At 64.9% G+C, this 21,296-nt stretch carries 24 protein-coding genes and 1 riboswitch; of the genes, 18 read left to right on the forward strand and 6 right to left on the reverse strand.

Translation table 11 applies throughout. The features are described from left to right. The first annotated feature begins 84 nt into the window (after positions 1-84). Positions 85-1,692 (forward strand): FGGY-family carbohydrate kinase, encoded by a 1,608-nt coding sequence (locus MJ8_RS09700; RefSeq protein ID WP_201414169.1) that lies wholly within the window; start codon positions 85-87, stop codon positions 1,690-1,692. An 8-nt stretch (positions 1,693-1,700) separates the two neighbouring features. Here MJ8_RS09700 and MJ8_RS09705 read toward each other — a convergent pair whose 3' ends face one another. Next, positions 1,701-1,937 (reverse strand): hypothetical protein, encoded by a 237-nt coding sequence (locus tag MJ8_RS09705; protein ID WP_201414170.1) that lies wholly within the window; start codon positions 1,935-1,937, stop codon positions 1,701-1,703. A 267-nt stretch (positions 1,938-2,204) separates the two neighbouring features. Here MJ8_RS09705 and MJ8_RS09710 point away from each other — a divergent pair, with 267 nt between their 5' ends. Together MJ8_RS09710 and MJ8_RS09715 are read left to right on the forward strand one after the other, a co-directional pair. After that, on the forward strand, positions 2,205-3,974 hold the full coding sequence (locus MJ8_RS09710; protein ID WP_201414171.1) for an acyl-CoA dehydrogenase family protein: 1,770 nt from the start codon (positions 2,205-2,207) through the stop codon (positions 3,972-3,974). A gap of 26 nt (positions 3,975-4,000) precedes the next feature. Further along, positions 4,001-4,753, forward strand: a complete 753-nt coding sequence (locus MJ8_RS09715; RefSeq protein ID WP_201414172.1) for a crotonase/enoyl-CoA hydratase family protein — start codon at positions 4,001-4,003, stop codon at positions 4,751-4,753. Between the two features lie 13 nt (positions 4,754-4,766). Here MJ8_RS09715 and pdxH read toward each other — a convergent pair whose 3' ends face one another. Further along, positions 4,767-5,384 (reverse strand): pyridoxamine 5'-phosphate oxidase, encoded by a 618-nt coding sequence (gene pdxH / locus MJ8_RS09720; RefSeq protein WP_201414173.1) that lies wholly within the window; start codon positions 5,382-5,384, stop codon positions 4,767-4,769. Between the two features lie 40 nt (positions 5,385-5,424). Here pdxH and MJ8_RS09725 point away from each other — a divergent pair, with 40 nt between their 5' ends. The 4 genes from MJ8_RS09725 (at position 5,425) to MJ8_RS09740 (ending at position 8,515) form a co-directional block, all read left to right on the forward strand. After that, positions 5,425-5,889, forward strand: a complete 465-nt coding sequence (locus MJ8_RS09725) for an RT0821/Lpp0805 family surface protein (RefSeq protein ID WP_201414174.1) — start codon at positions 5,425-5,427, stop codon at positions 5,887-5,889. A 131-nt stretch (positions 5,890-6,020) separates the two neighbouring features. Continuing rightward, on the forward strand, positions 6,021-6,947 hold the full coding sequence (locus tag MJ8_RS09730; protein WP_201414175.1) for a DnaJ C-terminal domain-containing protein: 927 nt from the start codon (positions 6,021-6,023) through the stop codon (positions 6,945-6,947). A 108-nt stretch (positions 6,948-7,055) separates the two neighbouring features. Further along, a complete protein-coding gene (gene fabI, locus MJ8_RS09735; protein ID WP_201414176.1) occupies positions 7,056-7,874 on the forward strand; it encodes an enoyl-ACP reductase FabI in 819 nt (272 codons plus the stop codon). Positions 7,875-7,927: 53 nt separating this feature from the next. After that, positions 7,928-8,515, forward strand: coding sequence for a histidine phosphatase family protein (locus MJ8_RS09740; RefSeq protein ID WP_201414177.1), 588 nt, complete (start codon positions 7,928-7,930; stop codon positions 8,513-8,515). Between the two features lie 136 nt (positions 8,516-8,651). On the opposite strand, the gene MJ8_RS09745 is transcribed toward MJ8_RS09740, so the two are convergent. Further along, positions 8,652-8,915 (reverse strand): DUF1344 domain-containing protein, encoded by a 264-nt coding sequence (locus MJ8_RS09745; RefSeq protein WP_041002438.1) that lies wholly within the window; start codon positions 8,913-8,915, stop codon positions 8,652-8,654. 196 nt (positions 8,916-9,111) lie between these two features. On the opposite strand from MJ8_RS09745, the gene aroC reads away from it, so the two are divergent. The 3 genes from aroC (at position 9,112) to MJ8_RS09760 (ending at position 11,875) form a co-directional block, all read left to right on the forward strand. Continuing rightward, on the forward strand, positions 9,112-10,221 hold the full coding sequence (gene aroC / locus MJ8_RS09750; protein ID WP_201414178.1) for a chorismate synthase: 1,110 nt from the start codon (positions 9,112-9,114) through the stop codon (positions 10,219-10,221). Between the two features lie 113 nt (positions 10,222-10,334). Beyond that, the gene (gene ribB / locus MJ8_RS09755) at positions 10,335-11,435 is read left to right on the forward strand and encodes a 3,4-dihydroxy-2-butanone-4-phosphate synthase (RefSeq protein ID WP_201414179.1); all 1,101 of its coding nucleotides are present in this window, start codon (positions 10,335-10,337) and stop codon (positions 11,433-11,435) included. 17 nt (positions 11,436-11,452) lie between these two features. Further along, complete coding sequence (locus MJ8_RS09760) at positions 11,453-11,875, forward strand: hypothetical protein (protein WP_201414180.1); 423 nt, start codon at positions 11,453-11,455, stop codon at positions 11,873-11,875. Between the two features lie 9 nt (positions 11,876-11,884). Here the strand turns inward: MJ8_RS09760 and MJ8_RS09765 are convergent, their stop codons facing one another. After that, positions 11,885-13,105, reverse strand: a complete 1,221-nt coding sequence (locus tag MJ8_RS09765) for an MFS transporter (RefSeq protein ID WP_201414181.1) — start codon at positions 13,103-13,105, stop codon at positions 11,885-11,887. A gap of 120 nt (positions 13,106-13,225) precedes the next feature. Here MJ8_RS09765 and MJ8_RS09770 point away from each other — a divergent pair, with 120 nt between their 5' ends. Then, positions 13,226-13,819 carry a TetR/AcrR family transcriptional regulator gene (locus MJ8_RS09770; protein ID WP_201414182.1) on the forward strand — a complete coding sequence of 198 codons (594 nt, stop codon included), beginning with the start codon at positions 13,226-13,228 and terminating at the stop codon, positions 13,817-13,819. A 130-nt stretch (positions 13,820-13,949) separates the two neighbouring features. Continuing rightward, positions 13,950-14,933, forward strand: a complete 984-nt coding sequence (locus MJ8_RS09775; protein WP_201414183.1) for a hypothetical protein — start codon at positions 13,950-13,952, stop codon at positions 14,931-14,933. A gap of 5 nt (positions 14,934-14,938) precedes the next feature. Here the strand turns inward: MJ8_RS09775 and bluB are convergent, their stop codons facing one another. Beyond that, the gene (gene bluB, locus MJ8_RS09780) at positions 14,939-15,673 is read right to left on the reverse strand and encodes a 5,6-dimethylbenzimidazole synthase (protein ID WP_201414184.1); all 735 of its coding nucleotides are present in this window, start codon (positions 15,671-15,673) and stop codon (positions 14,939-14,941) included. 42 nt (positions 15,674-15,715) lie between these two features. Next, positions 15,716-15,893: riboswitch (cobalamin riboswitch) on the reverse strand. Positions 15,894-16,008: 115 nt separating this feature from the next. Here bluB and MJ8_RS09785 point away from each other — a divergent pair. The 6 genes from MJ8_RS09785 to MJ8_RS09810 all read left to right on the forward strand — a co-directional run bounded on the left by MJ8_RS09785 (position 16,009) and on the right by MJ8_RS09810 (position 20,898). After that, positions 16,009-16,935: a histone deacetylase family protein gene (locus MJ8_RS09785; protein ID WP_201414185.1), complete on the forward strand. Its 927-nt coding sequence runs from the start codon at positions 16,009-16,011 to the stop codon at positions 16,933-16,935. Positions 16,936-16,938: 3 nt separating this feature from the next. Then, the gene (locus tag MJ8_RS09790) at positions 16,939-17,190 is read left to right on the forward strand and encodes an exodeoxyribonuclease VII small subunit (protein ID WP_126101464.1); all 252 of its coding nucleotides are present in this window, start codon (positions 16,939-16,941) and stop codon (positions 17,188-17,190) included. Between the two features lie 37 nt (positions 17,191-17,227). Next, the gene (locus MJ8_RS09795; protein WP_201414186.1) at positions 17,228-17,494 is read left to right on the forward strand and encodes a DUF2277 domain-containing protein; all 267 of its coding nucleotides are present in this window, start codon (positions 17,228-17,230) and stop codon (positions 17,492-17,494) included. Between the two features lie 9 nt (positions 17,495-17,503). Continuing rightward, positions 17,504-18,424, forward strand: a complete 921-nt coding sequence (locus MJ8_RS09800) for a pirin family protein (protein WP_201414187.1) — start codon at positions 17,504-17,506, stop codon at positions 18,422-18,424. A 181-nt stretch (positions 18,425-18,605) separates the two neighbouring features. Then, a complete protein-coding gene (gene dxs, locus MJ8_RS09805) occupies positions 18,606-20,459 on the forward strand; it encodes a 1-deoxy-D-xylulose-5-phosphate synthase (protein WP_263649702.1) in 1,854 nt (617 codons plus the stop codon). A gap of 151 nt (positions 20,460-20,610) precedes the next feature. Beyond that, positions 20,611-20,898, forward strand: a complete 288-nt coding sequence (locus MJ8_RS09810) for a hypothetical protein (protein WP_201414189.1) — start codon at positions 20,611-20,613, stop codon at positions 20,896-20,898. Here MJ8_RS09810 and MJ8_RS09815 read toward each other — a convergent pair. Then, on the reverse strand, positions 20,895-21,296 hold the full coding sequence (locus MJ8_RS09815; RefSeq protein WP_201414190.1) for a GFA family protein: 402 nt from the start codon (positions 21,294-21,296) through the stop codon (positions 20,895-20,897). The genes MJ8_RS09810 and MJ8_RS09815 overlap by 4 nt on opposite strands.

Raw genomic sequence — 21,296 nt, forward strand, 5'->3', positions numbered from 1 at the left:
ACCATCTCCTACTGCCTACTGCCTACTGCCTACTGCCTACTGCCTACTGCCTACTGCCTACTCCCCTATCTTTGAGGTCCCCCCATGCCCTCTCACTTCCTCGGCATCGATGTCGGTACCGGCAGCGCGCGCGCCGGCCTCTTTGACGAGCGCGGCGATCTGCTTGCTTCCGCCAAGCGCGATATCGCGCTCTTCGTCGAGCCCGGTGAGATCGCCGAGCAGTCGAGCCGCGACATCTGGCAGGCGGTCTGCGCCAGCGTGCGCGAGGCGGTTGCGAAGGCGGGCGTCGATCCCCGGGAAATCGGCGGCATCGGCTTCGACGCGACCTGCTCCCTGGTGGTGGTCGGCGATGATGGACAGCCTTTGCCGGTCGGCCGCTCGGGAGAAAGCGACAGGAACATCATCGTCTGGATGGATCATCGCGCCCTCGACCAGACCCGGCGCATCAACGCCCTCCGGCATCCGGTCCTCGACTATGTCGGCGGCGTCATTTCGCCGGAGATGGAAACGCCGAAGCTTTTGTGGCTGAAGGAGAACCTGCCCCAGACCTTCGCCAAAGCGAGGCATTTCTTCGATCTCGCCGACTATCTCACTTGGCGCGCCACCGGCAGCCTTGCCCGTTCGGTCTGCACGCTCGCCTGCAAATGGACCTATCTCGGCCACGAGCGGCGATGGGACGAAAGCTATTTCCATGCCGTGGGGCTCGGCGAGCTTGCCGAGGAAGGTTTTGCCCGCATCGGCACCGATGTTGTCGATCCCGGCACGGCGCTGGGCGCCGGTCTGACGGAAGCGGCGGCCGCTGAATTGGGGCTGGTCGCGGGCACGGTCGCCGCCGCCGGGCTGATCGATGCCCATGCCGGCGGCGTCGGTACGGTAGGCGCCGCGGGCGACGCCGGCACTATTTCCTCGCGCATGGCCTATGTGCTCGGCACCTCGGCCTGCACCATGGCAAGCAGCAACGGCCCGGCCTTCGTTCCAGGAGTCTGGGGCCCCTATTATTCGGCCATGGTGCCTGGCTTATGGCTGAGCGAGGGCGGACAGTCGGCGGCCGGCGCGGCCATCGATCTCCTGGTGCATTTTCATCCGGCCGCGGCCGAGGCTGCCGCGCGCGCCGCGGCCGACGGCAAATCGCTTGTCGATTGGCTGGCGGCGGCCGCCACCGCGGCTTCGCCCGATTTGTCGGCCGCCGCCACACTTGCGGGCAGCATGCACGTCGTGCCCGAATTCCTCGGCAATCGTTCGCCCTTGGCCGATCCCGATGCGCGCGGCCTGATCGCCGGGCTAAGCACCGACCGTTCCGTCGAAAGTCTCGTCGGTCTCTACGTGGCCGGACTTTGCGGCCTCGGTTACGGCGTGCGCCAGATCGTGGCTGCGATGGCGTCCTCCGGTCTCGCCGTCGACACCATCGTCATCAGCGGCGGCGCCGGACAGTCGCCGCTGGTGCGCCAGTTGCTTGCCGACGCAGCCGGCCTGGCGGTCGCCGCGTCGCAATCGCCCGAACCGGTGCTGCTGGGCGCCGCCATGCTCGGTGCGGTGGCATCCGGCCGCTATCCTGACCTTTCCACCGCCATGCCTGCAATGTCCCGGCTTGGCGACGTTTTCAGGCCTGCGACCGGCACCGTGCGGACGTGGCATGACAAGCGTTACGAAGCCTTCCTGGCGCTGCAGGCGGTGGGCCGCAACATACGCTGAGGGATCGATCAGCGCCTGAACAGCGACGGAACCTCGAACGGATCGGGCGCCGGCTCTTGCGGCAACGTGCCTTCGGCCCTGCGCTTCTTGTGATGCGCGAGCGAGCATTGCGCCGAGCACAATAGGCCGCGATCGGTCCAGTAGGCGGCGCCTTCTTCCAGCATGCCATGATAGTATTGGAAGCCCGGTGCCCCATAGGGCAGGCCGCATTCGATGCAACGATAGGCGTCGGGTCTGGCAAGCATGGGGTGTTCCGGTTCGCTTTGGTCCGCAATCGACGGATCATACCAGCCGGTTGCAATTCGGCGTAGAAGTTTTGAGCAGCAATTGCTTCGCGCCCCTCCACCCGTGGATGACGAAGCTCAGATGTGTTCGCTCCGCCCATGGTGACGACCTCTACACAAAATCCGCGTGACAAAGTTTGACGTTTACGTAAAAAGAAGGTGCGAACCGACGCATGGTTTCGCTTCGGCCATGCGATTACGGTTGGCTGGAACGGAGGAGGAGCAGATATGTATCGCGCGCCGGTCGGGGATATCGCCTTTACGCTCAAGCACGTAGCGGGGTTGAAGCCGGCGCTTGATGCCGGCACTTTCGGCGATCTCGGCGAGGATATTGTCGACGCGATCCTGGCGGAAGCCGGGCGCTTCGCCAGCGAGGAAGTGGCGCCGCTCTATAGGATCGGCGACGAGCATGGCGCGGTGCTTAAGGACGCCACCGTCACCACGCCGCCCGGCTGGAAGGAGCTTTACCGGCGCTGGATCGAGGGTGGCTGGAACGCGCTGTCGGGTCCGGAGGAGTTCGGCGGCCAGGGCCTGCCGACCATGCTCGGGGTCGCCGCTCTCGAAATGTGGAACTCCGCCGCCATGGCCTTCGGCATCGGCCCGACGCTGACCATGGGTGCGGTCGAGGCGCTGGACAAGCACGCCTCGGCGGAACTCAAGGCCAAATATCTCGCAAAGCTCGTATCGGGCGAGTGGATGGGCACGATGAACCTGACCGAGCCTCATGCAGGCTCGGACCTCGCGGCCCTGCGCAGCCGCGCCGAGCCGGTCGGCGACGGCACCTATCGCATCTTCGGCCAGAAGATATTCATCACCTATGGCGAGCATGATTTCACCGACAACATCGTGCATCTGGTGCTGGCGCGGCTTCCCGATGCGCCGGCCGGCACGCGCGGCATCTCGCTGTTTCTGGTGCCGAAATTCTTCGTCAACGACGACGGCTCGCTTGGCGCCCGCAACGATGTCTTCTGTTCCGGCCTCGAGCACAAGCTCGGCATCCATGCCTCGCCGACCTGCACCATGATCTATGGCGACGGTTTCCAGGGTGCGACGCCCGGCGCCGTCGGCTGGCTGATCGGCGAGGAGAACAAGGGGCTGGCCTGCATGTTCACGATGATGAACAACGCCCGCCTTGCCGTCGGCATGCAGGGCGTGGCGGTGGCCGAGACCGCCACCCAGAAGGCGATCGCCTATGCCAATGAGCGCCGCCAGGGTAAGGCTTCCGCCTATTCCGGCTCCGGCATGGCGCCGATCGTCCATCACCCCGACGTGCAGCGCAACCTGCTCACCATGCGGGCTCTGACCCAGATCGCTCGCTCGATCAGCTATTCCTGCGCCCATGCCATCGACCGCGCGCGTGTCGGCGAGGGCGAGGCAGCGGCGAAATGGCACGACCGCGCCAGCCTGCTGACACCGCTCGCCAAAGCCTTCTCCACCGATGTCGGCGTCGAAGTCGCCTCGCTGGGCGTCCAGGTGCATGGCGGCATGGGGTTCATCGAGGAGACGGGTGCCGCGGCGCTTTATCGCGACGCGCGCATCGCGCCGATCTATGAAGGCACCAACGGCATCCAGGCGATCGATCTCGTGGCGCGAAAGCTGCCGCTCGGCGGCGGCGAGCATGTGCATTCCTATATCGGCGAATTGAAAGCGGTGGCGGACGCCGTGCGCACCTCCAACATCGACGGTTTCGGCCGCACTGCCGACAACCTCGACCGTGCCCTTGCCGATCTCGACGAGGCGACGCGCTTCCTGCAAAAGCTCACGGGCGAGGGCAAGGCCGACGCCGCGATGGCCGGCGCCACGCCTTATCTGCGCCTCATCTCGCTTGCCGCCGGCGGCGCCTATCTGGCGCAGGGCGGGCTCGCCGATCGCAGTCGCATCCCGCTTTGCCGCTTCTTCGCCGAAAATCTGCTCGGCGAGACGCGCGCGCTCAAGGAGCGCGTCCTCGACGGCGCAGAAAGCCTCGCCGCCGCCGGCAAGGCGCTGATTTCCGCTTAAGCATCCTGACGTTCAAAGGACCAATCGTGACAGACCATATCCTCGTCGAGCGCCAGGGCGCCGTGCAGATCATCCGCATCAACCGCCCCGACAAGAAGAACGCGCTGACCCGCGCCATGTATGCGAAAATGTCGGCAGCGCTCGCCGAAGGCGATGCCGATCCGGCGGTCCGCGTCCACGTCTTCCTCGGCGTTCCAGGCGCCTTTTCCTCCGGCAACGACCTCGCCGATTTCCTGGCCATCGCCACCGGCGGCGAGGGCGGCAACGAGGTCTGGGATTTCCTGATGGCGCTGGCCAAGTCGCAGAAGCCGATGGTATCGGGCGTCGACGGCATCGCGGTGGGCATCGGCACCACGCTCAATCTGCATTGCGACCTGACCTTCGCCACGCCGCGCACGCTCTTTCGCACGCCCTTCGTCGATCTCGGCCTGGTGCCGGAGGCCGGCTCCAGCCTCATCGCGCCGCAGCTTCTCGGACGGCAGGGCGCCTTCGCGCTGCTCGGCCTCGGCGAGGGCTTTTCGGCCGAGCGCGCCAAGGCCGCCGGCCTGATCTACGAGGTCGTCGCCGAAGACGCGCTGGAAGGCGCGGTGCTGGCGGCCGCTAACGGCATCGCCGCCAAGCCGCCGCAGGCGCTGAAGATCGCGCGCGACCTGATGCGCGAGCCGCGCGCGGAATTGATCGCCCGCATCGAGGTCGAGAGCCAGCATTTCCGCGAGCGGCTGACCTCCGAAGAGGCGCGCGCCGCGCTCACCGCTTTCATGACACGCAAGAAGGGCTAAGCCCGCCGCAAGCTCAAGGATAAAGCCTGGTCTTGTCCCAACCACCGGCGGCGTTGCGCGAGAATACCACGCGGTCATGCAGGCGGAACGGGCGGTCGTGCCAGAATTCGATCGTTTGCGGCACGATGCGGAAGCCCGACCAGTGCTTCGGCCGCGGGATCTCGCCGATCGCGTAGCGCGCCGTGTATTCGGCCACCGCCTTCTCCAGCGCGAAGCGGCTTTCCAGTGGCCGCGACTGTTTCGAGGCCCAGGCGCCGATGCGGCTGCCGCGCGGCCTCGTCGCATAATAAGCGTCGGCCTCGGCGTCGCTGACGATCTCCACCGGTCCGCGCACGCGCACCTGTCGGCGCAGCGATTTCCAGTGGAAGCACATCGCCGCCTTCATGCTGCCAAGTATCTCGCGGCCCTTGGCGCTCTCGAAATTCGTGTAGAAGACAAATCCCTTTTCGTCGAACCCCTTGAGCAGCACCATCCGCACATCCGGCATGCCGTCGGCGTCGACGGTTGCCAGCGCCACGCCGTTGGGATCGTTGGGCTCGCTCTGTGTGGCGTCTTCCAGCCATGCGGCAAACAGCCGAAACGGCTCCGCCGCTTCGGTGAAGTCACTGCTTGTTAACTCGGTTTCGTTCATAGTTTTCCAAATTTTTAACATTGCGGGAGGAGTTCGCCGATTGTCGCGTATCGCGCAAGCTTTTGACAGCGGGCAATGGAGCGCTATCGCTTCAGCCAGCGCCAAGGCTGCGCTGTTGACGTTGGCGCTTCCTCTTGCCGCCTGCGGCGCCGGCGGCTTTAGCCTGGAAAAGGTCGATGTCGACCGCTCGATCGTCACCTCCAGCACGCCGTCCTCGCCTGCAGCGCCGGCTACGGCCGACCAGGATTCCGACCAGACCACCATCGGCAACGCTGTTTCATCCGCCGACATCAAGGAGCTTGGCGGCCAGCCGGTTCCATGGGCCAATGCCGGCACCGGCTCGCGCGGCGCCATCACCGAACTGGTGGAGCTGAAGGACGGCGGCCTGACCTGCCGCCGCTTCAGCGCCACGCGCGAGAGCTTCGACGGCGTCGCTCTCTATAAGGGCGAGCTGTGCCTTGCCGGCGCCGGCGGCTGGCGCATGCAGGAATTCAAGGCGCTTTGACTTCAGGACGTCCTGAAATTCGGGCACTCTGAGTTTTGCGCGCTAATTGCCCTTGCGCTACTGGAATTTCTTCCTATGCGAGCGCATATAGGGGGCGACCATAAATCCATTCTCTCTTGCAGGCAGGAAGCATGCGCGACCCCTATGAGGTGCTGGGCGTTGCCAAGAACGCATCGGCCAAGGACATAAAATCGGCTTACCGCAAACTCGCCAAGAAATATCATCCGGACCAGAATCCGAATGATCCCAAGGCGAAGGACCGTTTTGCCGCTGCCAATCAGGCTTACGAGATCGTCGGCGACGAGAAGACGCGCGCCGCCTACGATCGCGGCGAGATCGACGCCGATGGCAAGCCGAAATTCCAGGGTTTTGAAGGCGCGGCCGGCGGCGACCCGTTCGCCGGTTTCCGCCGTCAGCAGGGCCCGGGCGGCGCGCATTTCGAATTCCGCACCGGGCGTCCGGGCGGCGATCCGTTCGACGGCAACAGCGATATCTTCAGCCAGATCTTCGGCGAAGCCTTTTCCGGCGCCCGCGGCGCCGGCAGGGCCGACCGGCGTCAGCCGGTGCAGGCGGCCGACCTCAACGTCACCATGGATATCAGCGTCGAGGAGGCAGCCACGGCCGATAAGGTGACGGCGATGTTCCCGGACGGCCGCAAGGTGGCGGTCAAGCTGCCGGCCTATGTCGAGGACGGCCAGACGATCCGCCTGAAGGGCCAGGGCGAGCAGGGGCCGGGGCAGCCGGGCGACGCGCTGGTCAAGATCCATATCCGCCGCCATCCGCGCTACCGCATCGAGGGGCGCGACCTGCATGTCGATCTGCCCGTCGATCTGGCTGACGCGGTGCTCGGCGCCAAGGTGGCGGTCGAGACGCCGACCGGCAAGCTCGCGGTCAACGTTCCGGCGTGGTCGAGCTCGGACAAGGTTCTGCGCATCAAGGGCAGGGGTCTGCCGGAAAAGGCCGGCGGCCATGGCGATCTCTATGCCCATGTGCGGCTGATGCTGCCGGAAGGCGGCGATGCTGAGCTTGAGGCCCTGATGCGCCGCCGAAAAGGCTGATCGAGGGAATTTTGTTCCTGTTACAGTGTCTTTTGGGCGCTTGAAGGGGCTTTGTGCCTGTGCGATAGGGCTCTCCACAAAGCGGATATTCTTGCGGAGAGCTTGCACATGGCAGGTGGACAGGGCCTGATGGCCGGTAAGCGGGGCCTGATCCTGGGCGTCGCCAACAATCGGTCGATCGCTTTCGGCATCGCCAAGGCTTGCGTCGATCACGGCGCCGAAATCGCCCTGACCTATCAGGGCGAGGCCTTCAAGAAGCGCGTCGAGCCGCTTGCGGCCGAGCTCAACGCGCATATCGCGGGCCATTGCGACGTCACCGATCCGGAAAGCCTCGACGCCGTCTTTGCCGACGTCGCCAAGCATTGGGGCAAGCTCGACTTCCTCGTCCACGCCATCGCCTTCTCCGACAAGGACGAGCTCACCGGCCGCTATGTCGAGACCACGCGCGACAATTTCCTGCGCACCATGGATATTTCGGTGTTTTCCTTCACCACCATTGCCAAGCGCGCCGAGCCGCTGATGAGCGAAGGCGGCTCGCTGTTGACGCTGACCTACTACGGCGCCGAGAAGGTGATGCCGCATTACAATGTCATGGGCGTCGCCAAGGCAGCGCTCGAGGCCAGCGTGCGCTATCTGGCCGTCGACCTCGGCGCCAAGAAGATCCGCGTCAACGCGATCTCCGCGGGCCCGATCAAGACGCTCGCCGCCTCCGGCATCGGCGACTTCCGCTACATCCTGAAGTGGAACGAGTATAATTCGCCGCTGAAGCAGACGGTGACGCAGGAAGAGGTCGGCGATTCCGGCGTCTACTTCCTGTCCGACCTGTCGCGCGGCGTGACCGGCGAGGTTCATCACGTCGATTCCGGCTACCATGTCGTCGGCATGAAGGCGGTCGACGCGCCGGATATCTCGACAGTCAAGGACTGATCCGCTCCGCTTGCCCCTTCGTCCCAGGCCCTGGCCCGACCTCGGAAGACCTGATGTATCCGCTCGCCTACATCGCGCGCCACGGCCAGACGGATTGGAATGCCGAGCACCGCCTGCAGGGCCAGGCCGACACCGACCTCAACGATTTTGGCCGCGGGCAGGCGAGGCTTAACGGCCGGCGGTTGGCTGAGCTCATCGGAAATCCTGCGAATTTCGATTTTGTCGCCAGTCCGATGCGGCGCACGCGCGAGACGATGGAATTGATGCGCGAGGCGATGGGCCTCGATCCCACCGCCTACCGCACCGATGCGCGCCTGGTGGAGATAAGTTTCGGCGACTGGCAGGGCTTCACCTTCGCCGAGCTCGAGCAGCGCGCCCCCGGTTCGACCGACGGCCGCCGCCACGCCAAGTGGGATTTCCAGCCGCCCGGCGAGGGGGCGGAAAGCTATGAGATGCTGCTGGAGCGGATAAAGCCATGGTTCGCCGAACTTCGGCAGCCCACCGTCTGTGTCACCCATGGCGGCGTCATCCGCTGCTTCTTCCGCCTGGTCGTTGGCCTTTCCAAGCAGGAAGCCGCGGGCCTCGATGTCCCGCAGGACCGCCTGCTGCGGCTGGAGGGCCGGAGCTTGGAGTGGCTTTAACAAATCGCCACCTGGCAAATTCAGGTCAGGCCGAGTCGAGAAGGGTGGATTCCGAGAACCGGAGCGGAGCGTACTTTCAGTACGTGAGCACCGGAAGCGCAGGAAGCCGCCGTTCGCAGGCCGGCCTCACCTGAATTTAGTTCTGGTCGCTGTCGGGCAACTGCATATCCGTCACGACATTCTCGCCATTGGTCACGTCATAGGCGATGACGATATCCATTCCGGGCTTGAGCGAGTCGATGTCGGTCTCGGCGTTGAGCTTGTAGGCCTTACCGTCGTCAAGCGTCAGCGTCAGCGTGTCCTTGTCGACCTTCTTGATCAGGCCTTCGGTCTGGCCGGCGAACGCGGCGGCGGTGGAAATTAGCAACATGGCGCAGGCAGCGCCAATCAGGGTACGCATCGTCGTCCTCTTTGGGTCATTGCGCCGGCTCGTCAGCGGCGGGTCCTCAACGGCGGATGGGAAGAGAGCAGAAACCAACCGAATGTGTCAAAACTAAATCCGCCAGATCACAGTTTGATGCAGCCGTTTGACCACTGTGGAAAACGCCAATAGAAGGCAGCCGTAACCGGTTTCTTACCGGGCAGGGCGTATTCTCATGTCTCACAACACATTCGGCCATCTCTTCCGCGTCACCACATGGGGTGAAAGCCATGGCGCCGCGCTCGGCTGCGTTGTCGACGGCTGCCCGCCCGGCATCCGGTTCAGGCGCGAGGACATCCAGGCCGAGCTCGACCGGCGCCGCCCCGGACAGTCGCGTTTCGTCACCCAGCGCCGAGAGCCGGACGAGGTCAAGATCCTGTCCGGCTTCATCCTCGACGAAGACGGCGAGACCATGATCACAACCGGCACGCCGGTGTCGATGCTGATCGAGAATGTCGATCAACGTTCCAAGGATTATGGCGAGATCGCCCGGCAATACCGGCCGGGCCATGCGGACTATACCTACGACGTCAAATACGGCCTGCGCGACCATCGCGGCGGCGGCCGCTCCTCGGCGCGCGAGACGGCGGCGCGGGTCGCCGCCGGCGCGCTGGCCCGCAAGGTTGTGCCCGGCATGACGGTGCGCGGCGCGCTGGTCTCGATGGGCGAAAAATCGATCGATCGCGCCAACTGGAACTGGAATTTCGTCGGCGATGCCGGAAACCCGTTCTTCACCCCGGATCCGGCCTCGGTTCCGGTCTTCACCCAATATCTCGACGGCATCCGCAAGGCCGGCTCCTCGGTCGGTGCGGTGATCGAGATCGTCGCGGACGGCGTGCCCGCCGGCCTTGGTGCGCCGATCTATGCCAAGCTCGACCAGGACATCGCATCCGGCCTGATGTCGATCAACGCCGTCAAGGGCGTCGAGATCGGCAACGGCTTCGAGGCGGCCCGCATCACCGGCGAGCAGAACGCCGACGAGATGCGCATGGGCAATGACGGCAAGCCGGTGTTCCTGTCCAACCATGCCGGCGGCATCCTGGGCGGCATCTCGACCGGACAGCCGATCGTCGCCCGCTTCGCCGTCAAGCCGACCTCCTCGATCCTGACCCCGCGCCGGTCGATCGACAAGGACGGCAAGGATGTCGAGGTGATGACCAAGGGCCGCCACGACCCGTGCGTCGGCATCCGCGCCGTGCCGATCGGCGAGGCCATGGTTGCCTGCGCCATCGCCGATCATTATTTGCGGCACAGAGGACAGACAGGGAAGGGAGTAGGGCAGTAGGGCAGTAGGGCAGTAGGTTCATGCTGCCGCCCGCAGCCCGCCAAAACTTTTTCCTTTCCCCTACTCCCTTACTGCCCTATTCCCCTACTCCCTTGCGAGCGAGGCGAGCACTTATGCCCTACGACCAGAAAAAGATCGTCGAAGCGATCCGCGCCTTCGAGCGCGGCGAGATCGTCGTCGTCATGGACGATGACGGGCGCGAGAACGAGGGCGACCTGATCGTTGCCGCCGTGCATTGCACGCCGGAGAAGATGGCGTTCATCGTGCGCAACACCTCCGGCATCGTCTGCACGCCGATGCTGCGCGAGGACGCCAGGCGGCTGAACCTCGCGCCGATGGTGGCGGACAATGACTCCGCCCACACCACCGCTTTCACTGTCAGCGTCGATTTTAAGCACGGCACGACGACGGGCATTTCCGCCGACGACCGTACGCTGACCGTGCGCAACCTCGCCAACGGCAATGTCGGCCCATCGGATTTCGTACGCCCCGGCCACATCTTCCCGCTGATCGCGCGCGAAGGCGGCGTTCTGATGCGCTCCGGCCATACGGAGGCCGCGGTGGATCTCTGCAAGCTTGCCGGCCTGCCGCCGGTCGGCGTCATCTCCGAGCTGGTCAATGACGACGGCACCGTCAAGCGCGGGCCGGAAGTGCAGGCTTTCGCCGAAGAGCATGGGTTGAAGCAGATTTCGGTGGCCGACCTCATCGCCTATCGCCAGCGCAAGGAAACGCTGGTCCAGCGCGTCGCCTGTTCCGACATCGACACGCCCGGCGGCAAGGCGCAGGCTTTCACCTACACGCTGCCATGGGATTCCATGCACCACCTGGCGGTCGTCTTCGGCGACATACGCGACGGCGAGGAGGTGCCTGTGCGCCTGCACCCGGAGGACGTCGTGACCGACGTCTTCGGCACCAGCCACCGGCTCGACGGCATCATGAAGGCGATGGGCGAGCGCCGGCGCGGCGTCATCGTCTATCTGCGCGAGGGCTCGGTCGGCGTCGCGCATCAGGAGCGCAAGCGTCCGCAGAGCGGCGACCGCGAGGACCACGAGGAAGCCCGCCGCCGCGAGAACGAATGGCGCGAGATCGGCCTCGGCGCCCAGATATTGAAGGACCTCGGCATCTCCTCGATCAACCTGATCGCCTCGCGCGAACGCCACTATGTCGGCCTCGAGGGGTTCGGCATCCATATTGCCAGGACCGAGATTCTGTAGACATTCGGGGCAATAGGATGAGCTTCGAGGCATATCTCAATTGCTTTGAAAATGGTGAGGAAAGCTATTTCTCCACCTCAATCGTCGAGGATACCTTCGCGCCTTTCATCACCAGGCGTGAAACTGAATTCTCATGCTGGGTCGTCACCTATGACGATACCTCGTCGGCCGACCTCTACCTCAATCTGGACCCCGGTGATGCCTCGCGATGTTCCGGCTTCACCATTGCGCGGCCGCCGGATGATCCGCGCCTCTACGATGCGCTGTGGAAGATACTGCGCGTCACCAGCTCGGTCGTTTGTTGCGCTGGAGAGTGCCCGCCATTGGTCGGTTGGCGGGAGACTATGCCTCACTTGAACTCCGACATGGTGGAAGCCCTTGGGACCCCAGTTGTCGTTTCAAGCGGCGGCGAGATCAAGGAATGGCTCGAAAAGTCATAGCGTCCCACGTCACTCCGCCGCTATGACCGCCTCGCCCCGGTCCACATCGCAATCACCCGTCGCCAGCCGGCATTGGCCGGCAAGCACGGTGATCAGCGCGATCGCGCCGGCTGCTACGGATACCCAGAAGCCGTTCTGCGGTCCGAAAGTGTCGACCATCCAGCCGGCGGCGAAGGAGCCAAGCGCCATGCCGATGCCGATGCCGGTCGTCACCCAGGTGATGCCCTCGGTCAGCATCGCCGGCGGCACGTGGCGCTCGATCAGGCCGAAGGCGGTGATGAAGGTCGGCGAGATCGCGACGCCGCTGACGAAGACGGCGAGCGCCAGCGTCGGGACCGTGTCGACGAACAGCAGCGGCAGCGTGGTGAGCGCGATCACCGTGACCGCCACCGCCAGTTGCCGCTGCAGGGGCACCTTCAGGCTGAGCGCGCCGACGACGATGCCGAGCACGAAGGATCCCAGCGCATAGACGCCGATGACCAGGCTCGCCGCCTCGGGCTGGCCAAGCGCCTTGGTGATGGCGACGGTGGTGACTTCCGTCGTGGCGAAGGTCGCGCCGACGAAGATCAGCGCGAAGGTGATGATCTGGACTGGGCGCAGGCGGATCGCTGAACCGGCCGCGCCATGCTCGGCCGGGCGGATCGGTGGCTCGGAGGAACGCTGCAGCAGGAATGCCGCCGAGCCGAGCGCGAGCAGCAATGTGCTGACCACCATGCCGGCCTCCGGAAACAGCGCCGCGCTCAAGCCCACCGACAGCGAGGCGCCGGCGACATAGACCAGCTCGTCCGCGGCCGATTCGAAGGCGAAGGCGGTGTTGAGTTCCGGCCGGTCGCGAAAAATCTCGGTCCAGCGTGCCCTGACCAGCGCCGGGATGCTGGGCATGGCGGCGGCAAGCAGGGCGGACAGGAACAAGGTCCAAGCCGGCCAGTGCTGGTTGGCCGCAACGATCAACGTCGCGAAGGCGAGCACCGAGACCAGTGTCATGGGTGCTGCGATCGCCGTCTGGCCGCGCCGGTCCACCAGCCGCGACACTTGCGGCGAAAGAAAAGCGTTGACCAGCGCATAGGTCGCCGAGACCGCGCCGGCCAGCCAGTATTCGCCATGCGTCTGCGACAGCATCGCCACGATGCCGATCGGCGCCATGGCGATCGGCAGGCGCGCCATGAAAGCGGCCGTGGCGAAGCCTTTCGTGCCAGGAGCCCGAAAAATGTCCGCATAGGGGTTTCGCATGATCAAGCTCCTCGACAGGGCTGAATACCACAATTACATACGTCGCGTATGAACATCAGATAATTCATACGCCGCGTATGTCAATTGGCATACGGCGCGTATGTGAATAAGGCCAGAGCCATGCACAGACCGCGCAAGGAGATGATCGCCGAGACGCGCGCCAAGCTGATCGCGGCCGCCCGCCATGCCTTCGGCACCATGGGCTATGCCGAGGCCTCGATGGACGATTTCACCGCCTCGGCCGGTCTCACCCGCGGCGCGCTCTACCATCATTTCGGCGACAAGAAGGGGCTGCTGCAGGCGGTGATCGCCGAGATCGACGGCGAGATGGCTTTGCGGGTGAACGAGGTTGCGTCGAAGGCGCCGACCCGCTGGCAGCGTTTCGTCGACGAATGCACCACCTATATCGAGATGGCGCTGGAACCGGAAATTCAGCGCATCATGTTCCGCGACGGCCCGGCGGTGCTCGGCGACCCGGCGCAGTGGCCGAATGCCAGTGCCTGCGTCGCCTCGATGACCGAGCATCTGACCAGGCTGCAGGAAGAGGGCGTGGTCGTCGCCGATGTCGATCCCGAGACGGCCTCGAGGCTGATCAATGGCGCCAGCAGCCAGGCCGCGCAGCGCATCGCCAATGCCAAGGATCCCGAGGCGACGTCGAAGAAGGCGATCGCCGCCTTCAAGCAACTGCTCGAGGGCTTGCGCAAGAAGACTTGAGCGCACGCTTGGGTAACCAAGCCACCGTGTTGTGCACCGGTTTCAGGCCGGTGCAACCCTGCCGCGATTGACAATCAGCAGGGCGAGCGCATCCTCCACCGCCATCTCTTGGGGTTTGGAGAGTCGGGCCATGTGGGACTTCAGCATTGGCCGGTCGGTGTCCATCATGATGCGGACATGGCCGTTCATCGTCTTTCGCATGATCGTTTATTTCGGCATCACGGTCGCCTACATCATGGCGACCGGCACAGGGGCCAGCGTCGGTTACGGCGTCGGTCACATCTCGACCGATCCGGATGGCCCGATGTCCTTCGCGCTCTGGGGCGGCGTGGTCGGCTTCGGAATCGTCTCGATCGCCGTCTACTGGATCCGCGAATACATCCTCTATGTGCTGAAGGCGGGTCATATCGCCGTCATGGTGCATCTGATCGACGGCCATGACGTGCCCGACGGCCAGAACCAGATCGCCTATGCCAAGGACGTGGTCACCCAGCGCTTTGCCGAGGCCAACATCCTTTTCGTCGTCGACCAGCTGGTCAAGGGCGCCATCCGCGCCATCACCGGCCTGATCGGCGGCATCGCCGCCTTCCTGCCCATTCCGGGCCTGAGCGGCATCGTCAGCTTCATCAACACGGTCATCCGCATCTCGCTGACCTATGTCGACGAGATCATCCTCGGCTACAACATCCGCATCAATTCGAGCTCGCCCTTCGAGACGGCGCGGCAAGGCGTCGTGCTTTATGCCCAGAACGGCAAGCACATGGTCAAGAACGCCGTCTGGCTGGCGGTGATCATGTGGGGCGTGTCCTTCGTCATCTTCCTGTTGATGCTGGCGCCCGCCGCGGCGATCCTCTGGGTCATGCCCGGACAATTGGCCGGCTGGGCCTTCGTGCTGGCGATCGTCTTTGCCTGGGCCTTCAAGGCAGCATTCATCGAGCCGTTCGCCATCGCGTCCTTGATGCAGGTCTATTTCGAAGCCATCGAAGGTCAGGCGCCCAGCCCCGAATGGGACACGCGGCTCGCCGAGGCCTCGTCCAAATTCAGGGAACTGCGCGACAAGGCGCTCGGCTCCTTCGGCGGCGGCTCGCGTTGGGACACGCCCCGAGCGGCTTGATCAGCTCAGGATTTCGACGGCCCGGCACCGAGACTCGCGATCGCCGATTTGAGCGGCGCTTCGCCGGCGCCGCGAAAAGTCTCGCTCATCACCAGTTCGGGCAGCGGCAGGCGCTTGCCCCAGCCATGCGCTTCGAGGTCCGGCTTCGGGGCGAAGGCGGAGACGCGGCCGACGCACAGATAGGCGATCGGCGTGACATGCTCCGGGATCGACAGAAGCCGCTTCAGCGCCTCCGTTTCGATGATGCTCACCCAGCCGACGCCGACACCCTCGGCGCGTGCCGCCAGCCAGAAATTCTGCACCGCGCAGACCGTGCTGTAGAGATCCATCTCCGGATTGTGCCAGCGCCCGAGCGGCGAACCCTTCGAGCGCTGCCGGTCGCAGGTGATGCAGAGATTGAGCGCGCTTTCGCATATGCCTTCGAGCTTCAGTTTCCGGTATAGCGCCTGCCGCTCCGCCTCGATCGCCGGCAATTCCTGCTCGCGCGCGGCGAGGAACAGATCGCGCACTTGTCTGCGCCGCTCGGCATCGCGGATGACGATGAAATTCCACGGCTGCATATAGCCCACCGACGGCGCATGATGCGCGGCGGTGAGAAGCCGCGCCAGCACGCAATCGTCGAGGTCGTCGGGAACAAAATGGCTGCGCACGTCACGCCTGGTGAACATCGCCCGATAGACCGCGTCGCGCGCCAGTTGGTCAAAGTCGTCGCCGCTCGCGGCGATCGCTGCTGCCGTCATCGCTTTTCCCCTTGCGACAAGCAGTCCTCCGCCTGACCAAGCGGAAGACCGTGTCTGCCGGGCCGGTCTTCTGGCTCGGGATCGTCCCGCCCCGGCGCCTTCCCGTCATCGACAGTGGCGTTTGCCGGCGCGGTCCCCCTCACAGCGTTGGGCACGCCACGGAGTTCAACCGTGTTCCCGATTCTCCCGCGTCGCGGGCACCAGGCAGCGAAGTGACCTTACCGCGAAGTTGGGCACCCGCCAATGGCGCGGACGACATGGGCTTGCGCAATTTCCCCAGCCATTCGGCTTTTCAAACATGGTCATTGCGGCCGCGGGTGCCTAGATTAGGCGCCATGGCCACACGTCTCTACACGCACCCGATCTTCCTCGAACACCTCACGCCGCCCGGTCACCCCGAGCGGCCCGACCGCCTGCGCGCCATCGAGCGGGTGCTGGACGACGAGGCGTTTGCGGCGCTCGACCGCGTCAAGGCGCCGGAAGGCGACGAGAAAACCATCCTCTACGCGCACCCCGAGGCTTTCGTCGAGCGCGTGCGCGCGGCGATTCCTGAGAGCGGCATCGTCTCGATCGATGCCGATACCAGCGCCAGCCCGAAAAGCTGGCAGGCGGTAGTCACGGCGATCGGTGCGGCGAACGCCGCGGTCGACGATGTCTTCGAGGGCCGCGCCGCCAACGTCTTCGTCGCCGCCCGTCCGCCGGGCCACCACGCCGAAAAGACCACGGCAATGGGTTTTTGCCTGTTCAACACGGCGGCCATCGCCGCCCGTTATGCGCAGAAGAGGCATCAGGCCGAGCGCGTCGCCATCGTCGACTGGGATGTCCATCACGGCAACGGCACGCAGGACATCTTCTGGGACGATCCGTCGGTGCTCTACTGCTCGACGCACCAGATGCCGCTTTATCCGGGCACCGGCGCGAAGAGCGAGACCGGGGCCGGCAACATCGTCAACGCGCCGCTGGCGCCGCAGACCGGCAGCGACCTGTTCCGCGACGCTTTCCTGTCGCGCGTGCTGCCGTCGATCGACGCGTTTGCGCCGGACCTGATCATCATTTCCGCCGGTTTCGACGCGCATCACCGCGATCCGCTGGCCGAGATCAACCTGACCGAGGACGATTTCGACTGGGCGACCGGCCAGTTGATGGAACGCGCGGGTCGCCACAGCTCCAACAGGCTCGTCAGCCTGCTGGAAGGCGGCTACGATCTGCAGGGACTGGCATTTTCAGTCGCCGCCCATGTCGGGCGGCTGATGAAGGGATGAATGATGGCTGATGAAGCTAACCAAGACGTCAAGGCGATGAGCTTCGAGCAGGCGCTCGACGCGCTGGAGAAGATCGTCGATGATCTGGAGCGCGGCGACGTCCCGCTCGATCAGTCGATCAGGATCTATGAGCGCGGCGAGGCGTTGAAGGCGCATTGCGACCGGTTGCTGAAAGCGGCCGAGGACAAGGTCGAGAAGATCAGGCTGTCGCGCGACGGCAAGCCGGTGGGAACGGAGCCGTTGGACGCGGAATAATTCGGGTGGCAGAGCAAGCAGGTAAGGAGTTCAAGCCATGTGCCGCAACATCAAGACCCTGGCCAATTTCGAACCGCCGGCAACCAATGACGAAGTGCATGACGCAGCGCTGCAGTTCGTGCGCAAGCTGAGCGGCACGACGAAACCGTCGAAGCGCAACGAGCACGCTTTCTATCATGCTGTGGAAGCGATCGCGGCCGCCGCGCGCGAACTCATCGATTCGCTCGAAACCAGCCAGGAACCGCGCAACCGCGAGGTCGAGGCCGCCAAGGCGAAGGCCAGGTCGGCGCTGCGTTTCGCCTGAGGGACAGTTATGAGCTTCTTTCCCGGAAACGACCCTGAGCCCGGCGATGCCTTCGCCTGCGACCAGATCGAGCTGATGGTCGTTCCCAACGCCAAGGACATCGGCGGCTTCGAGGTGCGCCGCGCCTTGCCGACGGCGAAACGCCGTCTGGTCGGGCCATTCATCTTCTTCGACCGCATGGGCCCAGCCATCCTGCGCGCCGGCCACGCGCTCGACGTGCGCCCGCATCCGCATATCGGCCTTTCCACCGTCACCTATCTGTTTGACGGCAAGATCAGGCATCGCGACTCGCTCGGCACCGAAATGGTGATCGCGCCCGGCGACGTGAATTTGATGACCGCCGGGCGTGGCATCGTTCATTCCGAGCGCACGCCGGAAGAGCTGCGCGGCGCTCCGATGTCGGTCTCCGGCTTGCAGACCTGGCTCGCGCTGCCCGATGGCAAGGAAGAAATCGCCCCGGTCTTCGCCAATACGTCGGTTGCCCGATTGCCGCAGATCGACACCGGGGGCGTCAGCGGCCGCGTGGTCATCGGCGAATTCTCAGGCCTGCGCTCGCCCGTCGCGACCGCGTCGGACACGCTTTACGCCGATCTCAGGCTGGCCGCGGGCGCCAGCGTGCAAATTCCGGCCGATGCCGAGGAACGCGCCATCTACACGCTGGAAGGCGAAGTCTCGATCGCCGGCGATGTTTTCCCGGCCGAGCGGCTTCTGGTGTTCAAGCCGGGTGAGGAGATCGTCGTCTCCTCCGAGCGCGGCGCGCATTTCATGCTGTTCGGCGGCGCTTCGCTTGGCTCCCAGCGCTATATCTGGTGGAATTTCGTCTCGTCCTCGAAGGAACGTATCGAGCAGGCCAAGCAGGAATGGAAGACGGGCCGCTTCGATATCGTTCCCGGCGACGAGGAAGAGTTTATTCCGCTGCCTGAGAACTAGGAATCGCTCAACCTGCGCGTCACCGACACGCATTTACATTCGCCCGCCGGCGGCCTATTCCGCGCATGATTATGGCGCAATCTGCTGGTAGCGCCGTGTTCGATCAATTGAGGCAGGACGCGCCCGAGTGAAGCCAGACACGCCGCTGCTCGACAAGGTCCGCATTCCCGCGGACCTGCGGATGCTCGATGAGAGCGCGCTGCCGCAGCTTGCCGCGGAACTGCGTGCCGAGCTCATCGACGCCGTGTCGCAGACGGGCGGCCATCTTGGCGCCGGTCTTGGCGTCGTCGAACTGACGGTTGCCCTGCATTATGTCTTCAACACGCCGCAGGACCGGCTGATCTGGGACGTCGGCCACCAGGCCTATCCGCACAAGATTCTGACCGGCCGCCGCGACCGCATCCGCACGCTGCGCCAGGAGGGTGGCCTCTCCGGTTTCACCCGGCGCGCCGAGAGCGAATACGACCCGTTCGGCGCCGCGCATTCCTCCACCTCGATTTCGGCCGGCCTCGGCATGGCGATGGCGCGCGACCTGTCGGGCGGCCGAAACGATGTGATTTCCGTTATCGGCGACGGCTCGATGTCGGCCGGCATGGCCTTCGAGGCGCTGAACAATGCCGGCGCACTCGATGCCCGGCTGATCGTCATCCTCAACGACAACGACATGTCGATCGCGCCGCCGACCGGCGCGATGAGCGCCTATCTGGCGAGGCTTGCGTCGGGCAAGGCCTATCTCGGCCTGCGCGATTTCGGCAAGAAGCTGACCTCCTATCTCGGCAAGCGCGCCGACCGCGCCATCACCCGGGCGGTCGAGCATGCGCGTGGCTATGTCACCGGCGGCACCTTGTTCGAGGAACTCGGCTTCTATCACATCGGCCCGATCGACGGGCACAATCTCGAGCACCTCATCCCGGTGCTGAGGAACGTGCGCGACAACGGCAAAGGTCCGGTGCTGATCCATGTCGTGACGCAGAAGGGCAAGGGCTACGCGCCGGCGGAGGCAGCGGCCGACAAATATCACGGCGTCAACAAATTCGACGTCATCACCGGGGCGCAGGCCAAGGCGCCGGCCAACGCGCCCGCCTACACCAAGGTCTTCGCCGAGAGCCTGATCCAGGAGGCGCGCGAGGACGACCGTATCGTCGCCATCACAGCCGCCATGCCGAGCGGCACCGGCCTCGACCTGTTCGGCGAGGTGTTCCCGAAGCGGACCTTCGATGTCGGCATCGCCGAGCAGCACGCGGTGACCTTCGCGGCGGGGCTCGCCACCGAAGGCTACAAGCCCTTCGCCGCCATCTATTCGACCTTCCTGCAGCGTGCCTACGACCAGGTCGTCCACGACGTGGCGATCCAGAAGCTGCCTGTGCGCTTTCCCATCGACCGCGCCGGCTTCGTCGGCGCCGACGGCGCCACCCATTGCGGCGCCTTCGACACCACTTTCCTCGCCTCGCTGCCGGGCTTCGTCGTCATGGCGGCGGCCGACGAGGCGGAGCTTCGCCATATGGTGCGCACCGCCGCGTCCTATGATGACGGCCCGATCGCCTTCCGCTATCCGCGCGGCAACGGCGTCGGCGTCGACATGCCGGAGCGGGGCTCGCTGCTCGAAATCGGCAAGGGCCGCATCCTCAAGCAAGGAACCAAGGTCGCGCTGCTTTCCTTCGGCACGCGGCTGCAGGATTGCCTGCTCGCCGCCGAGGAGCTCGGCGCCGCGGGTCTCTCCACCACCGTCGCCGATGCCCGCTTCGCCAAGCCGCTCGACGAGGATCTCATTCGCCGGGTCGCCCGTTCGCACGAAGTGCTTGTGACCGTGGAGGAGGGCGCCATCGGCGGCTTCGCCAGCCAGGTGCTGCACTTCCTCGCCCATCAAGGCCTGCTGGAAAGCGGCCTGAAGGTGCGCCCGCTGGTGCTGCCGGACGTGTTCACCGACCACGCCAAGCCCGAAAAGATGTATGCCGACGCCGGCCTGGACTCGGTCGGCATCGTGCGTACCGTCTTCGCGACGCTCGGCCATGGCGTACAGGCGCAGCGCGCCTGAATCAGAACGTCAAGACGCTGAATCAGTTTGCCGGCTTTCGGATATAAGCGTTTGTTAACGCTTCCGTTTGGCCGTTCGCTTACCCTGTCTCTTGGCCGATTTTCAACGGCGCCCTGCTAAGACCTTGGTCCTAAGGCAGGGGATAAGAACAATGAAGGCGTTCCTTTGCGGCATGGCCATTTTGGCTGCCATGGCCGCGCCGTTGGCAGCCGAAACGCGTTACGACCGCAACATCGAAAAGGCGGCGAGGGATATCGTCGCCGGCAAGATGGGCAACATCCGCGGCGGTTTCACCTACAAGCAGAGACCGCAGTTCGTTGTACTACCGGATGCCCCGCTACCCGTGGCGGTGCCGGCCGAGCCGCCGCGCAAGGAAGCCTCCGGCAATGATGGCCTGACACCGGCCGTCGAGCGCCAGGTCTCGCGAACCGTATTTTAGAACCACATATCGCGCACGCAACGCCCATCCCGCGGCAGGTCGTCGAATGTGTCGAGGCCGTCGAAATGGTCGATTGGCAGGTCGGCGACTTCCTCGGGCGGCGCCAGCCTGACATTGACCGCGATGCGCGTGCGGCCGCTCTTGCCGGAACGCAAGCCGCGCCAGGCGACCACACAGGCGCAGGTCGGGCAGAACAGGATTTCCAGCGCGGGTTCGGCCACCTCGGGGCGTGTGTAGGACTTCAGCGGCCCGGCGACGCGGATGCGCTCGTCGACATAATCATAAGCCCACAGCGTGCCGTAACGGCGGCAAAGCGTGCAGTTGCAGGCGGTGATTCCGCCGGGATCGCCTTCCAGCGTCCAATGGGCGGCGCCGCAATGACAGGTCCCCTTCAGCAT

Source organism: Mesorhizobium sp. J8, assembly GCF_016591715.1.
GTDB lineage: Bacteria > Pseudomonadota > Alphaproteobacteria > Rhizobiales > Rhizobiaceae > Mesorhizobium.

Bases quoted from the DNA above. Each gene is read 5' to 3' on its own strand.
- MJ8_RS09795 (WP_201414186.1), top strand. From the start codon at position 17,228: ATGTGCCGCAACATCAAGACCCTGGCCAATTTCGAACCGCCGGCAACC.
- MJ8_RS09810 (WP_201414189.1), top strand. From the start codon at position 20,611: ATGAAGGCGTTCCTTTGCGGCATGGCCATTTTGGCTGCCATGGCCGCG.
- aroC (WP_201414178.1), top strand. From the start codon at position 9,112: ATGTCTCACAACACATTCGGCCATCTCTTCCGCGTCACCACATGGGGT.
- dxs (WP_263649702.1), top strand. From the start codon at position 18,606: ATGCTCGATGAGAGCGCGCTGCCGCAGCTTGCCGCGGAACTGCGTGCC.
- MJ8_RS09700 (WP_201414169.1), top strand. From the start codon at position 85: ATGCCCTCTCACTTCCTCGGCATCGATGTCGGTACCGGCAGCGCGCGC.
- MJ8_RS09815 (WP_201414190.1), bottom strand. From the start codon at position 21,296: ATGCTGAAGGGGACCTGTCATTGCGGCGCCGCCCATTGGACGCTGGAA.
- MJ8_RS09785 (WP_201414185.1), top strand. From the start codon at position 16,009: ATGGCCACACGTCTCTACACGCACCCGATCTTCCTCGAACACCTCACG.
- bluB (WP_201414184.1), bottom strand. From the start codon at position 15,673: ATGACGGCAGCAGCGATCGCCGCGAGCGGCGACGACTTTGACCAACTG.
- fabI (WP_201414176.1), top strand. From the start codon at position 7,056: ATGGCAGGTGGACAGGGCCTGATGGCCGGTAAGCGGGGCCTGATCCTG.
- MJ8_RS09740 (WP_201414177.1), top strand. From the start codon at position 7,928: ATGTATCCGCTCGCCTACATCGCGCGCCACGGCCAGACGGATTGGAAT.
- MJ8_RS09790 (WP_126101464.1), top strand. From the start codon at position 16,939: ATGGCTGATGAAGCTAACCAAGACGTCAAGGCGATGAGCTTCGAGCAG.
- ribB (WP_201414179.1), top strand. From the start codon at position 10,335: ATGCCCTACGACCAGAAAAAGATCGTCGAAGCGATCCGCGCCTTCGAG.
- MJ8_RS09710 (WP_201414171.1), top strand. From the start codon at position 2,205: ATGTATCGCGCGCCGGTCGGGGATATCGCCTTTACGCTCAAGCACGTA.
- MJ8_RS09705 (WP_201414170.1), bottom strand. From the start codon at position 1,937: ATGCTTGCCAGACCCGACGCCTATCGTTGCATCGAATGCGGCCTGCCC.
- MJ8_RS09760 (WP_201414180.1), top strand. From the start codon at position 11,453: ATGAGCTTCGAGGCATATCTCAATTGCTTTGAAAATGGTGAGGAAAGC.
- MJ8_RS09730 (WP_201414175.1), top strand. From the start codon at position 6,021: ATGCGCGACCCCTATGAGGTGCTGGGCGTTGCCAAGAACGCATCGGCC.
- MJ8_RS09770 (WP_201414182.1), top strand. From the start codon at position 13,226: ATGCACAGACCGCGCAAGGAGATGATCGCCGAGACGCGCGCCAAGCTG.
- MJ8_RS09765 (WP_201414181.1), bottom strand. From the start codon at position 13,105: ATGCGAAACCCCTATGCGGACATTTTTCGGGCTCCTGGCACGAAAGGC.
- MJ8_RS09745 (WP_041002438.1), bottom strand. From the start codon at position 8,915: ATGCGTACCCTGATTGGCGCTGCCTGCGCCATGTTGCTAATTTCCACC.
- MJ8_RS09800 (WP_201414187.1), top strand. From the start codon at position 17,504: ATGAGCTTCTTTCCCGGAAACGACCCTGAGCCCGGCGATGCCTTCGCC.
- pdxH (WP_201414173.1), bottom strand. From the start codon at position 5,384: ATGAACGAAACCGAGTTAACAAGCAGTGACTTCACCGAAGCGGCGGAG.
- MJ8_RS09775 (WP_201414183.1), top strand. From the start codon at position 13,950: ATGTGGGACTTCAGCATTGGCCGGTCGGTGTCCATCATGATGCGGACA.